The 13199-nt window shown below is 67.0% G+C and carries 14 protein-coding genes; 5 read left to right on the top strand and 9 right to left on the bottom strand.

Going from position 1 to position 13199, the window contains the following annotated elements:
• Window positions 1-16 precede the first annotated feature (16 nt).
• The gene (locus VLK31_RS11275; RefSeq protein ID WP_409168481.1) at window positions 17-1390 is read right to left on the bottom strand and encodes a DUF3443 family protein; all 1374 of its coding nucleotides are present in this window, start codon (window positions 1388-1390) and stop codon (window positions 17-19) included.
• A 33-nt stretch (window positions 1391-1423) separates the two neighbouring features.
• Entirely contained in the window at window positions 1424-1951 is a 528-nt protein-coding gene (locus VLK31_RS11280) for a DUF2844 domain-containing protein (RefSeq protein WP_409168482.1), read from the bottom strand.
• A 217-nt stretch (window positions 1952-2168) separates the two neighbouring features.
• Here VLK31_RS11280 and VLK31_RS11285 point away from each other — a divergent pair, with 217 nt between their 5' ends.
• On the top strand, window positions 2169-3179 hold the full coding sequence (locus tag VLK31_RS11285; protein ID WP_409168483.1) for a class I fructose-bisphosphate aldolase: 1011 nt from the start codon (window positions 2169-2171) through the stop codon (window positions 3177-3179).
• An 8-nt stretch (window positions 3180-3187) separates the two neighbouring features.
• Window positions 3188-4486: an acetyl-CoA hydrolase/transferase family protein gene (locus tag VLK31_RS11290; protein ID WP_409168484.1), complete on the top strand. Its 1299-nt coding sequence runs from the start codon at window positions 3188-3190 to the stop codon at window positions 4484-4486.
• Between the two features lie 11 nt (window positions 4487-4497).
• Here the strand turns inward: VLK31_RS11290 and VLK31_RS11295 are convergent, their stop codons facing one another.
• On the bottom strand, window positions 4498-5424 hold the full coding sequence (locus VLK31_RS11295) for a LysR family transcriptional regulator (protein WP_409168485.1): 927 nt from the start codon (window positions 5422-5424) through the stop codon (window positions 4498-4500).
• 103 nt (window positions 5425-5527) lie between these two features.
• Between VLK31_RS11295 and VLK31_RS11300 the strand changes: the two genes are divergently transcribed.
• Window positions 5528-5923 carry a hypothetical protein gene (locus VLK31_RS11300; protein ID WP_409168486.1) on the top strand — a complete coding sequence of 132 codons (396 nt, stop codon included), beginning with the start codon at window positions 5528-5530 and terminating at the stop codon, window positions 5921-5923.
• 33 nt (window positions 5924-5956) lie between these two features.
• Here the strand turns inward: VLK31_RS11300 and msrA are convergent, their stop codons facing one another.
• The 4 genes from msrA to VLK31_RS11320 all read right to left on the bottom strand — a co-directional run bounded on the left by msrA (window position 5957) and on the right by VLK31_RS11320 (window position 8615).
• Window positions 5957-6655: a peptide-methionine (S)-S-oxide reductase MsrA gene (gene msrA / locus VLK31_RS11305; protein ID WP_409168487.1), complete on the bottom strand. Its 699-nt coding sequence runs from the start codon at window positions 6653-6655 to the stop codon at window positions 5957-5959.
• A 105-nt stretch (window positions 6656-6760) separates the two neighbouring features.
• On the bottom strand, window positions 6761-7042 hold the full coding sequence (locus tag VLK31_RS11310; protein ID WP_409168488.1) for a pentapeptide MXKDX repeat protein: 282 nt from the start codon (window positions 7040-7042) through the stop codon (window positions 6761-6763).
• Window positions 7043-7145: 103 nt separating this feature from the next.
• A complete protein-coding gene (locus VLK31_RS11315) occupies window positions 7146-7937 on the bottom strand; it encodes a molybdopterin-binding protein (protein WP_409168489.1) in 792 nt (263 codons plus the stop codon).
• A gap of 21 nt (window positions 7938-7958) precedes the next feature.
• Window positions 7959-8615: a cytochrome b/b6 domain-containing protein gene (locus tag VLK31_RS11320; protein ID WP_409168490.1), complete on the bottom strand. Its 657-nt coding sequence runs from the start codon at window positions 8613-8615 to the stop codon at window positions 7959-7961.
• A gap of 98 nt (window positions 8616-8713) precedes the next feature.
• Between VLK31_RS11320 and VLK31_RS11325 the strand changes: the two genes are divergently transcribed.
• On the top strand, window positions 8714-9439 hold the full coding sequence (locus VLK31_RS11325) for a response regulator transcription factor (RefSeq protein ID WP_409168491.1): 726 nt from the start codon (window positions 8714-8716) through the stop codon (window positions 9437-9439).
• Window positions 9439-10932, top strand: coding sequence for an ATP-binding protein (locus VLK31_RS11330; protein WP_409168723.1), 1494 nt, complete (start codon window positions 9439-9441; stop codon window positions 10930-10932). Before VLK31_RS11325 ends, VLK31_RS11330 begins: the two co-directional genes overlap by 1 nt.
• Before the next feature lie 10 nt (window positions 10933-10942).
• Here the strand turns inward: VLK31_RS11330 and VLK31_RS11335 are convergent, their stop codons facing one another.
• Entirely contained in the window at window positions 10943-11428 is a 486-nt protein-coding gene (locus VLK31_RS11335) for a YcxB family protein (protein ID WP_409168492.1), read from the bottom strand.
• Window positions 11429-11574: 146 nt separating this feature from the next.
• Complete coding sequence (locus VLK31_RS11340; RefSeq protein WP_409168493.1) at window positions 11575-13125, bottom strand: alpha/beta hydrolase; 1551 nt, start codon at window positions 13123-13125, stop codon at window positions 11575-11577.
• Window positions 13126-13199: the final 74 nt, after the last annotated feature.

Genomic DNA, 13199 nt, shown 5'->3' on the forward strand with positions numbered 1-13199 from the left:
CCTCGTCCATCCCCCCTCAGGGCGAAGCCAGCGCGGTGAACGGCCCATGCTGGCCCAGCGCGGTCTGCCCCTCGTTGAGCACGGCCACCAGCCGGCCGTAGAAGAACGGAAGGCCAAAGTCGATGGCGTTGGTCGCGCTTTTCGTGGCGGCCACGTTGTTGACCGCCACCGCACCCGGGTTGTTGGCAAACAGCGATTGCGCGCTCGCAACGGAGAAGGCCTGGTTCAACGCGGGCCCGGCGGCCGCGGTGAAACTGGCCGTCAGGCTCAGCGTGTTCGCCGGGCAATAGAAGCCCGCGTAAGCGCTGTTGCTCGCACACGGCGTGATCGACGCATCGCTCAGAAAGAAGAAGTTCGATCCGCTGTCCAGAAAGCTGTCGGGGAAACTCGCGTTCTTGTAGGTGGCCGAGACGCTGAGCGTTTGCGCATTCGTTTGCAGCACCGTCGCCCCGCTCATCGCGTTGTTGGCTTGGGTGGCGACGCCGAAGTACAGCGTGCCGACTGTCGTGCCCTGGCCTTGCGCGCCAATCGCGGGCAGGCTGAGCACGACGCCGTTGTTGTCCTGCGCGAAGCTGGCAACGACGTTCTGCGACTGCATGGCCACGGGAACCGCCGTGCTCTGGCAGGTGCCGCCCGAGGGGCAGGCGTAGTAGGTGGCCGACACGGCCTGCTGCGCGCAGGCGGCACCGCAGTCCTGCAGAAAGGCGGCGACGCCGATGATGCCGTTCGTTCCCAGGTCGGCGGGCGTGTTCTCGGCCTGCAGCGTGCCGTGGTCCGTGCATGCGGACGGCACAGTGCCCGCCGCCGGGTCGCCGATGATCTGCAGCGGCTGCGATGCCGCCGACTTCGGCCCCAGCGTGACGTCGGCCATGCGCATCGTTCCCCAGGTGTAGCCGTCGAGAAACTGCTCGCACGCGTTCAGCGGGCCGCCGCTCACCTGCTCGCGGGGCAAGGCGGCCAGCAGCGACGCATTGAGCGCGCCGGCCGCGATTCGCACGCCCGTGGAGCCGGTGTCGATCAGCACGTTGTCGATCGTCTGGCAGGTGCCCGTGCCCGGTGCGCAGAGCTGCACGCTGACCTGCGGAAGATTGACGCCGCTGGCATCCGTTCCGCGGGAGACAGTGAGGGACACGGCGTTCTGCGAGGTGGCCGTCGGGGTCGGTGCCGGTGCGGGTGTTGCGGCCGGCGTCGTGCCGCCGGGCAGTGCGAAGCCGATCGGCAAGGCACCCCCGCCGCCACCCCCACCACCGCCGCCGCCGCCGCAGGCAACGACGCCCAGCAGGCTTGCCGCGCACAGTGCCATGGCACCCGTACTGCGCATCAGGCGCATGGCGTTCGTCCACGCGCCGGGCCTGGCGGCCGATGCATTGCGAGCGTCTCGTGGTGTCATTTGGAGGGGTGCCGGTGGCAGGCGTTGAAAGGGTCAGGAGCCCGGCGCAATGGACAGCGCGCCCGGGTCGACGCCGGGCGGCAGCAACGAAGGCAGCCATGCCACGCCCGACGAAAGGCGCTGGCGCGTGGACGCCCGCACAGCAAATGCCTCGTCGCTCTGCGAGGTCGTGCGGTGAGAGCCCTGGCCTTGCTGGCGCAGCGCGCGCGCGTTGGCGGACATTTGCGTGGCGTAGGGCATGCCCAGCAGCACCGAGAGCTCCGGCCGGTGCGGGCCGCGCCAAGCCACTGCGAACACCTTGCCGTCGGCGGTCAGGTACTCCCGTTCGACCAGGCCGTCTGCCTGCGTGGCTTCTCGTGTGTGCCAATCCGTCGCGGTGCTTGCCTGTTCGGTGGTGGCCATCTTGTTCGACGCGGCGTCGGCGCGTCGTTGAACCGGCTGCGGGGCGACCGTGCCCAGCGTGGGCGTGCCGCCCAGTTCGGCAAATGCCGAAGGCGCAAAGACCGTGGCCGCGGCAAGCGCAAGCCCGCCCGGCCAACCCAGCCAACCCCGTGTTTCCACACGATGCCCATGACACTGTGGTGACCTGCTCTTCATCCAGATCTCCTTTGAGGACGGTGCCCCGCGCGGAGGTTAACGCCCGTTGACATCGGCGGGGCAAAGACCCGGCGCACGGCATTGAATGGCGCGCCAAGTCGGTCAGCGATCAGGTGGCGGTGCTACGCCATGGAATGGTGGGAGAGGGCGTAGGATGGCCGCACGAAAGGTGCCACGACCCATGACTGCACAGACATTGATGGAGACCGCGCAAGCGCTGGTCGCCGGCGACAAGGGCTTGCTCGCGATGGACGAGAGCAACGCCACCTGCAACAAGCGCTTTGCCGCGCTGGGCATTCCACAGACCGAGGCCGCGCGGCGCGACTGGCGCGAGCTGATCGTCACCGCGCCGGGCCTGGGCGACAGCATCAGCGGCGCGATTCTGTTCGACGAAACCATCCGCCAGAAAACCAACGCGGGCCAGCCCTTTGCCAAGGCGCTGGAAGGCGTGGGCATCATCCCCGGCATCAAGGTCGACATGGGCGCCAAGCCGCTGGCCGGCCACCCCGGCGAGACCGTCACAGAAGGCCTGGACGGCCTGCGCGAGCGCCTGGCCGAATACGCCGGCATGGGCGCGCGCTTTGCCAAGTGGCGCGGTGTGATCGCCATCGACAAGGGCCTGCCGACGCGCGCCTGCATCAGCGTCAACGCCCACGCGCTCGCACGCTATGCGGCGCTGTGCCAGGAGGCCGGCCTGGTGCCCATCGTCGAGCCCGAGGTGCTGATGGACGGCGACCATTCGCTCGCACGCTGCGCCGAGGTCACGGAAGAAGTGCTCCAGCAGACCTTTGCCGCATTGCGCCTGCAGGGCGTGCTGCTCGAAGGCATGCTGCTGAAGCCGAACATGGTGCTGCCCGCCGCAAAGGCGGCCACGCAGGATTCGGTCGAAGCGGTGGCCGAGGCCACGGTGAACTGCCTGCTGCGCACGGTGCCCGCCGCAGTGCCCGGCGTGGCGTTTCTCTCGGGCGGGCAGTCGGCGCAGCTGGCCTCTGCCCGGCTCAACGAAATGAACATCCGCTTCAGGTCGCGCATGCCGTGGGCGCTGACCTTTTCGTTCTCGCGTGCGGTGCAGCAGCCCGCGCTCGACGCATGGAAGGGCGACGCGGCCAACGTGTCGGTCGCGCAGCAGGCGCTTGTGCTTCGCACCCGCAGCAACCAGGCCGCGCGCCGCGGCGACTACAAAGAGGCATAGACCCCCGCATGACGACGCCCCAGGACCTGTACCGCCAAAAGCTCTGTTCGCCCGCCGATGCCGTGCGCCAGGTGCGCAACGGCGACATGATCATCGTGCCCACCGGCGTGGGCGAACCTCCCTCTCTGCTGACCGCGCTGTCGGAGCAGCGGCGCGATTTTCTCGGCGTGAAGGTCGCGCAGATTCTTGCGATGCGCAAGTACGCCTACATCGACCCCGAGACCGTCGACCATGTGCGCCATGTCGCGCTGTTCTTCGGAGGCGCCACGCGCGCGGGCGGGCAGGAGGGCTGGATCGACTTTCTGCCGAACTACTTCAGTGAAATTCCGGCGCAGATCGAGCGCGGGCAGATTCCGGCCGAGGTGGTCTTCAGCATGGCCTCGCCGATGGACGCGCACGGCTACTTCGCCCTGAGCCTGGGCGCGGACTACACCATGGCCGCCATCGCCAAGGCGCGCGCGGTGGTGCTGGAGGTGAACCCGAACGTGCCCTTTGCCTATGGCGCCTGCCATGTGCACATTTCGCAGATTGCCGCGCTGGTGGAAAGCGACGCGCCGGTCATGGAGGTCGGCCTGCCGAAGATCGGCCCGGTGCAGCAGGCCATCGGCAAGCACGTGGCCGAGCTGATCGAAGACGGCTCGACGCTGCAGATCGGCTACGGCGGCATCCCTGACGCGGTGGTCATGCAGCTCACGGGCAAGCAAGACCTGGGCATTCACACCGAGATGATCGGCGACGGCATTCTCACGCTGGTGGAAAGCGGCGCGGTCACCAACCGGCGCAAGAACTACCTGCCGGGCAAGTCGATTGCCACCTTTGCGCTGGGCTCCAGCAAGCTCTACCGCTTCATGGACCGAAACCCCGCGCTGGAAATGCACCCGGTGAACTTCACCAACGACCCCGCGCTGGCGGGGCTGAACGACAACCTCGTGGCCATCAACGCGACGATGCAGATCGACCTGCTGGGCCAGTGCGGCTCCGAGAGCCTGGGGTACGCGCCGTACTCGGGCACGGGCGGGCAGTCTGACTTTGTGCGCGCGGCCAACCGATCGCGCGGCGGCAAGGCGTTCATCGTGCTGCCTTCCACGGCCAAGGGCGACACCATCTCGCGCATCGTGCTGTCGCTGTCGCCCGGCACGCATGTGAGCACGAGCAAGAACGACATCAACTACGTGGTCACCGAATACGGCGTGGCGCAGCTGCGGGGCAAGTCCGCAAAGCAAAGGGCAGGGGAGCTGATTGCCATTGCGCATCCGGATTTCAGGGGCGAGTTGACGACGCAGGCGAAGCGGCTCGGGCTCTTGTAGAGCGGCGCCATTCACGCCCTTGCAGGGCGCAGCACCGCGTCGGCCTGGATCTTTTTCTTCAGCTCCATGGCCGACATGATCTGCATCATCAGGGGATGGTGGCGTCCCCGGCTCGAGCGAATGACATGTATCTCTTCCTTCACGTCCTCGCACCGGCCGAGCAGGCGCAAGCCTCGCATCAACCCGATGTCGTTCACGCCCAGGCGACTGACGGGAAACACCCCGAGGCCGCGCGCAGCGAACAAGGCGAGCAGCGCGCTGTCCTCGAACTCGCCCACGATGCGGGGCCGCAGCCCCTCTGACTCGAACCATGCATCGAGCACCGATCGCAGCGGGGAGTGGCCGGTGGGCAGCAGCACGGGCAAGCGATCGAGCGACCGGGGAAACTCGTCCCGATCGGCCTTGCGCGACAGCGCCGCCGTGCCGTACCAATCGACCGGCGCGTTCACCAGGCGCTCGCTGGTCAGGCGCAGGTTCGGGTTGCGCGGGGCGGCCTGCCCGGCCAGCACCACGTCCAGTTGATGCAACGCCAGCTCGGCCAGCAGTTGCTCGCACTCGCCTTCGTGGCACACCAGCCGCAGGTGCGGCGTTGCCAGCACCGGCTCCAGCAGTGCATGTGCAGCCAGCTTTGAAATGCCGTCCGACAGGCCGACCGCCAGCCGAAACACCTTGCCGCTTGCCGCCTCGCGGACCTCGTCGGCAATCGATTGCCCCAGCTGAAAGATTTCCTCTGCTCTGGCAAAGGCGGCCTGACCCGCGTCGGTCAATGCGACGCCGCGGCCCGATGGCTTGAGCAGTTGATAGCCGAGCGACCTTTCCAGCTCGCGCACCTGGCCGCTGACGGTCTGCACGGCCATGTCGAGCCGCTTGGCCGCGCGGGCGAAGCCACCCTCTTTGGTGACGACCCAGAAGTAGTGGAGATGTCGGTAGTTCAGCATGCGGACCCAGCTTCGGAAAAACCGAATGCTAATTCAGCTTTATGCTGCTTTTACTGAACCAGGATATTGACCAGACTCCGACTCCCTCAATGAAAGGTTTGGCATGGTCTATGTGCTTGGTTGGATGGCAGTCGTCGCGCTGCTTGCGCTCTGGTCGCTTTTTGCTTACGGGTTGAACGCTGTCAGCGTGTGGGCCACATCGAATGCGGCGAACTTCGAAAACGCGGTTCCGAATGCCGAAAAGCTGGTGCCCGCGTGGCTGGCACCGTGGGTGCCTGCGGAGTTTGCGGACGGGTTCATCGCGCTGAAGGCGAGCCTGATGGCGATCATCGAATCGCTTCAGGGCTTGGTCCCCGCCCTGGGCGATGGTTTGACGGTGGCCATCTGGGTCGTCTGGGGCATTGGCGCGGCCTTGGTGGTCGCGCTTGGTGCCATGGCGCATTTTCTGATCGCGAAGTGGCACCAACGGTTTTCCGGCGTCAAAGCCCGCGCTGCATAGGGGTGCTGCGCGCGGGCGGGTTCCGGGTTTCGACTAGCCGCGCTTCGCGTTCACCAGCACTGGCTGCGCCTTGTAGCTCTCCGGAAACAGCTTCTTCAGGTCGTCGATCTTCGGCATGTCGTTGATCGCGATGTAGGGCTGGTTCGGGTGCAGCGTCAGGTAGTCCTGGTGGTAGTCCTCGGCCGCAAAGAAGGGCTTGGCCGTTTCGATGGTGGTGGCCAGCGGCTTGCCGAAGGTCTTGGCCTGGTTCAGCTGCGCGACGTAGTCCTTGGCGATGCGGGCCTGATCGGCGTTCTCGGCGAACACGGTGGAGCGGTACTGCGTGCCGGTGTCGGGGCCCTGGCGGTTCAGTTCGGTGGGGTCGTGCGCCACCGAGAAATAGATTTGCAGCAGCTTGCCGTAGCTGACCTGCTTGGGGTCGTAGGTGATCTGAACGGCTTCTGCGTGGCCTGTGCGGCCTGAGCCAACTTCGTCGTAGCGGGCCGTCTTGGCGTCGCCGCCGGCATAGCCGGACACGGCGTTGCTCACGCCTTGCACGCGCTGGAACACGCCCTGCACGCCCCAGAAGCAACCGCCTGCGAACACGGCGGTTTCGGTTTTTGCGGCAGCGGGCGCGACCAGGTCGGCCGTGGGCGCGGGCACGCGGCGGGTGGTTTCGGCGAAAGAGGGCACTGCGTGCCACACCAGCGCGGCGGCAGCCAGCGTGCCGGCTGTGAGTGCGAGGGATTTCATGACAGGTTTTCCTTGAAGGATGCGATTCGTTGGTGGCGCAAGCGCCGCGGCTGGCGAGACATTGACGCGGAACCGGCCGCGCGTCAATGACATCGGCCGTCGCGCTTACTTCTTCATTTCGTCCTTGGCCATGCTGTCCTTCTTCATGCCGTCCTTGGCCATGGAGTCCTTTGCCATCGAGTCCTTGGCCATGCTGTCCTTCTTCATGCCGTCCTTCGACATGGAGTCTTTCGCCATGGAGTCCTTGGCCATCGAGTCCTTCTTCATGCCGTCCTTGGCCATCGAGTCTTTGGCCATGCCGTCCTTGGCCATTTCGTCAGCAGCAAAAGCCGAGGCGCCGGCAAAGGCCATGCAGGTAGCGAGCAGGGTAGCGGTGAGCTTGTTCATTGGGAGTCTTTCAGTTGATTGAGGTTTCGTTTTCAAGATCGGCCCGGTCCCATGGAACTCGGCCTCGCGCTTTCTTCGGCAGTCGAGCGGCTGTGGCAGCCCCTCAGCTCCCTCCGAACCAGTTGTAGCCCTGGTCTTCCCAGTAGCCACCGGAATAGGTGTTGGTGACGAACATCGCCTTGATGTGCTTCGGGTTCTTGTAGCCAAGCTTGGTCGGCATGCGCAGCTTCATGGGGAAGCCGTACTTGGGCGGCAGCGGCTGCCCGTCGTAGGTGAGCGTGAGCAGCGTCTGCGGGTGCAGCGCGGTGGGCATGTCGATGCTGGTGTAGTAGTCGTCCGCGCACTTGAAGCCGACGTACTTGGCCGTGGTGTCCGCACCGATCAGGCGCAGGAAGTCTGCAAAGCGCACGCCGCCCCACTTGCCGATGGCGCTCCAGCCTTCCACGCAGATGTGCCGCGTGATCTGGTCTTGCTGCGGCATGGCGCGCAGCTCGGCCAGCGTCCAGGCGTGCTTGTCGGCCACCATGCCGGTCACTTCGAGCTTGTAGCTGGCCTCGTCCACTTCGCGCACCTCGTCTTCGCCGTAGAAGGCGTTGAAGGGAAAGGGGCGGGTGATTTCGGCCTCGGTGTAAGTCGGCGCCAGTTGAGACGGGCTGAAGATCAGGCCCTGCACCTTGTCGTTGAGGCGCGAGATTTTGCTGAGCGCCGCCTCCACCTGCGCGTTGTCGCTGATGCTGCACCCCGTGAGCATCGACAGGCCGCCCAGCGTGAGCGAGCGCTGCAGAAATGCGCGGCGCGAGGGCTGGTCGAGCTGTTTGCTGATCAGCGCGCGGGCTTCGTGCAGCACGGCGCCGCCGTCGATGCCGGTGAGGGTGGGGGCTTTGAAGATTTTCATGATGGCTCGTTCGCTGTTCGGTTACTTCTTGGGCGCGCCGCCACGCAGCATGGTCAGCAGCGTGCGGGGCACCAGCGCCACCATCACCAGGTGCACGACAACGAAGGCCACGATGGCCGCCATCGCAAAGAAGTGAATGCGGCGCGCAAACTCGTAGCCGCCCAGCAGGTCGCGCAGCACCGCGAACTGCACCGACTTCCACAGCACCAGGCCCGACAGCACGATGACGATCAGGTCGAGCATCACGAACAGGTAGGCCAGCTTCTGCACGCTGTTGTAGTGGCGCGGGTCGGCATGCGAGAGCTTGCCCTTCAGCGCCGCCAGCGCGTCGTGCACCACGCCGCGCGGCGTGACCGGGAAGAACTTGGCGGCGAGCCGGCCGCTGGCAATGTTCACGGCCAGGTACACGAAGCCGTTGAACACCAGCAGCCACATGGCCGCAAAGTGCCACTGCAGCGCGCCGCCGAGCCAGCCGCCCAGCGTGATGACGGTGGGAATAGTGAACGGAAAGAACGGCGCCGCGTCATAGATGCGCCAGCCGCTGGTGACCAGAACCACCACCGCCAGCGCATTGAGCCAGTGGGTCACGCGCATCCACAGCGGATGGATGGGGCGCTTGTCGGCCGGGGCGGTAGGCGCACCCGGTGCATCGAGGGGGGCGGTGGCTGTGCTGTTCATGGGTCGCATTGTTGGGCGCGCCGCATGGCCGATTCATCACGCAAAGTTCAATTAATCGTGATAACTCCCCACGCCTTATCGCAGGACAATGGCGGCCTATGGACACTGCCAAGCGCGTGCTGATCGTCGAGGACGACGCCCACATTGCCGAACTTCTGCGCATGCACCTGCGCGACGAGGGCTATGCGGTGGAGCACGCCGCCGACGGCCATGCCGGGCTGCGCGAGCTGGAGCGCGGCAACTGGGACGCGCTGGTGCTCGACCTGATGCTGCCGGGTGTGGACGGCCTTGAGATCTGCCGCCGCGCCCGCGCCATGACGCGCTACACGCCCATCATCATCATCAGCGCGCGGTCCAGCGAGGTGCACCGCATTCTGGGACTGGAGCTGGGGGCGGACGACTACCTGGCCAAGCCGTTCTCCGTGCTGGAGCTGGTGGCGCGCGTGAAGGCGCTGCTGCGGCGCACCGACGCGCTGGCGCGCAATGCGCGCATGGAGTCGGGCAGCCTCACGCTGGGCAACCTGGACATCGAGCCGCTGGCGCGCGAGGTGCGCCTGGACAGCAAGCTCATCGAGCTCACGCCGCGCGAGTTCGACCTGCTTTACTTCTTTGCGCGCAACCCCGGCAAGGTGTTCTCGCGGCTCGACCTGCTCAACCAGGTGTGGGGCTACCAGCACGACGGCTACGAGCACACGGTGAACACGCACATCAACCGGCTGCGCACCAAGGTCGAGGCCGACCCGGCGGAGCCGCGGCGCATTCTCACGGTGTGGGGGCGGGGCTACAAGCTGTCGGCCACTGCCACGGGGGAGGACGCATCGTGATGGTCTGGGCCACGTTGTCGAGACGCCTGTCGGCCGTGTTCGCGGTGTTGCTGCTCGTGTGCTGCGGCGCATCGGTGTGGCTGCAGGTGCGCTCCAACGGCATGCACGAGCAGGAAGTCATTCAGCGCCTGTCGGGCGGGCTGGCCGGGCACATTGCCGAGAACTCCGAACTCATGAAGCCCGGCGGCCTGAACCAGGACGCGGTGAAAGACCTGTTCGACAAGCTCATGGCGGTCAACCCCAGCGTGGAGGTCTACCTGCTCGGTCTGGACGGCCGCATCGAGGCCCAGGCCGCGCCCCCCGGCCACCTGAAGCGCGACCGGGTCGCGCTGGAACCCATTCGCAAGCTGCTGGCCGGCGCGCCGCTGCCCATTGCCGGTGACGACCCGCGCAGCCCCGACGCGCGCAAGGTGTTCAGCGCGGCGCCGCTGCGCATGGGCGGGCGCGAGGCGGGCTATGTGTACGTGGTGCTGCAGGGCGAAGACCACGACGTGCTGGTGGCCAACGTGGGGGCCGACAACGTGTTGCGCACCACGCTGTGGACGATGGGGCTGGTGGCGCTGCTCGGCCTGCTGGCGGGCCTGGCGGCCTTCAGGCTCATCACGCGGCCGCTGCGTGAGCTCACCTTGGCGGTGAAGCGCTTCGAGACCGAAGGCATCGCCTCGCTCGAAGGCGAGGCGCCCACGCTGGAGCGCCTTTCACAGGGCAGCGACGAAATCGCGCAGCTCGGCCAGGCCTTCACGCAGATGACCCGGCGCATCGCCGAGCAGTGGCGCGAGCTGACCCTGCAGGACCAGCAGCGCCGCGAGCTCTTCGCCAACATTTCGCACGACCTGCGCACGCCGCTGACATCTCTGCACGGCTACCTGGAAACGTTGCTGCTCAAGGCCGGCACGCTGGACGAAGCAGAGCGCCGGCGCTACCTGGAAATTGCGCTCGGCCAGAGCCGCAAAGTCGGTCGGCTCGCGCAAGAGGCGTTTGAGCTGGCGCGGCTCGAATACGGCGTGGTCAAGCCCGACAAGGAAAACTTTGCGCTGGCCGACCTGGTGCAGGACGTGTTCCAGAAGTTCGAGCTGGCGGCCGAGGCGCGCCACCAGCGGCTGCGGCCCGACATCGCACCCGGCCTGCCGGTGGTGTCGGCCGACCTCGGCATGATCGAGCGCGTGCTGACCAACCTGCTGGACAACGCGATCCGCCACACGCCCACGGGCGGAGAGATCGTGGTGCAGTTGCGCTCCGGCCCCGACAACGCGGGCGTCACCGTGCAGGTGAGCGACACCGGCCCCGGCATTCCCGGCGAGTTGCAGAAGGCGCTGTTCATGCGGCCCGTGTTCATGAGCGGCTCGCGCACCGACAGCGCCAGCAGCGGCGGGCTGGGCCTGGTGATCGTGAAGCGCATCCTGCAACTGCACGGCAGCGACATCCGCCTGGTGCAGCAGCCCGACAAGGGCGCGGTGTTCCGTTTTCAGCTGGGCGGCGCGGCCAACGCCTGAAGGTGTCTGCTCAGACCTCGGGGCCGACGTGCCGGTTCAGGCCCTCGAGCAGGCCCGGCAGGTCGAAGCCTTGCGCCGCGACGGATTTCGGCACGATGTGAAACAGCCTGGGCATCGGGTAGATCAGCACGAAGCGATCGCTCTGCCGCCACTTGAGCATGTTCTCCCAGACGACCGTGCCGGCACCGTGCGGCGAGCTGAGCCTCAGGCCGGTGTCCAGCAGCTCCACGGCAAACTCTGCCTGCATGGCCTTGTAGCTGCGGTAGTGGCGGCGGGCCATCATGGGCGCGACGATGAACGAGATCGCCAGCACGATGCCCACGCCGACCAGCCCGCCCAGCGCAACGGGCCGCGCGAGCGCGCCGCCGAACAGCGCAGCCGGCACCAGCACCGCGAGCAGTCCGATCAGGAGCCTGCGCCGCCACCGCGTCGGCCGCCCGAACACGCTCATGGCGGCCGCGTAGTCGTCTTCGGAGATGCTGAAGTTCGCAATCATGGGTGGGGGCGTCGAAGGTTTGCGTCTGTGGGACGGCCGATGCTACAAGCGCGACGCTGCGGGGCGTGTCAGCGCACGCCACGTTCCACAAGGCGCGGGCGGCGGTGCCGCCCGCGGGCCGAGTCAGCCTGGTGCTTGGCGCTGCCTCAGATCGGCGGGGTGCACGAATAGCCGGCGTTCAGCTGGGCGCGAACCAGCGGAATGGTGCTGCCGTCGTCCGGCCCGGTCGCGTTGCGCGTGAACGCGCAGCCGTACAGCGGGGCGGCCACAGTGGCCGGTGTGACCACGTCGTCGCCCGCCGGCACCGGGCCGCCTTGCTCCCAGCCGACCATGGCGTCGAAGGCTTCCTCCTGCTCCTTGACCGTGAAGTCGCAGTGCGTGATGCCGCGGATGGCGCGCTGCACCAGCCACTGGCTGTTGCCCTTGGCCGCCACGCGCTTGTTGTAGATCTGCTCCATGCTGAACGGCACGTACAGGTCGCCCAGCGTGTGCAGCGTGACCACCGGAATCTTGAACTCGCCGTTCACCTTCGGAATCCAGCGCAGGCCGTCGGTGCGCAGGCGGTTGGCGTCGGTCACGGCCGTGAGCTTTTGCGCGGCGGCATTGAGCGCGTCGGAGTTGGGGGTGTCGCCGTCGATCTTGTAGGTGAAGCGGTTGGTGTCCAGCGTGCTCTTGTTCAGAATGCCCGTCACCGTGCCGTCGCTGCCGAACACGCCCCACACCGCGGTGAACGATGCACCCATGCCCAGGCCCAGGTTGAACAGGGGGCGCTCGCCGCCGGTGAGGTTCTGCAGGACCGATGCGTACTGCAGGCCCAGCGGCGATGTGGGCGTGATGGCGCTGGTGTCGAACTTGGTGAACAGCACGCCCGTCACCTGCACCACGATGTCTGCCCACTTGGGCGTGGGGTAGCTCGCCTGCCCGGCCAGCGTCTGCGCCGCCACCTGCGCGGCGGCGAAGTAGTCGAACAGCTCGGTGTCGCCCACCACGCCGCACATCGGCACCGCGCCGTTGTACTTCATCTTGTGGTTGGCGGTGGCGTAGGTTTCGTCCTCGATGGCGGCGGCCGTGATGTGCCCGCCCATCGAGTGGCCGGTGATGTAGACGCGGTCGGGCGCGGCCAGCTCGCGCCCGCCGGCCTTGGCGATGGTGTTGAACTGCAGCGCCAGCGCATTGGTGTCTTCCACGCCCACGCGCACGTCGTAGAAGTTCTTGCTGTAGCTCGACGCGGCCCAGGCGTAGCCCTGCTGCAGCAGGTGGCGCCGGATGGGCGGTGCATTGACCTGGAGCAGGTTGCTTTCGCCGGCGTAGCCGTGTGCGTACATCACGAGCTTGCCGTTCCAGTTCTTCGGCACCTCCACGTTGTACTGCGCGCCGCCCAGCATGCCGGCCCAGCGGCTGGTGCCGGCGTAGTCGAAGGTGTCGCCGCCGCCAGCTGCCGCCATGGCGGTGAAGGTGGTGGCCGCCGGGTTGGCCGGCGCGAACGAAGTGCGGCTGTCCTGCAGGCGGGTTTCTTCGGGGGCCGGGCCGGGCGGCGGTGCCACGGCGGGCGGAGGGGGCGGTGGTGCGGGCGGTGCCGGCGGCACCTGGGCCACGGGCGTGAACACGAAGCCGTTGTTGCCATCGCCGCCTCCGCCGCACGATGCGACGACGAGGCTGGCTGCGAGGGCAATGAATGTCAGGCGCGCTGAATGCATGGGATGTCTCTCTCCGTTTTTGTGGGTTCTTGGGACCTGGAAGAAAAACCGGCGCAGCATTGCGTCCCGCGGCC

It is taken from the genome of Variovorax sp. H27-G14, assembly GCF_046156345.1.
Lineage (GTDB): Bacteria > Pseudomonadota > Gammaproteobacteria > Burkholderiales > Burkholderiaceae_C > Variovorax.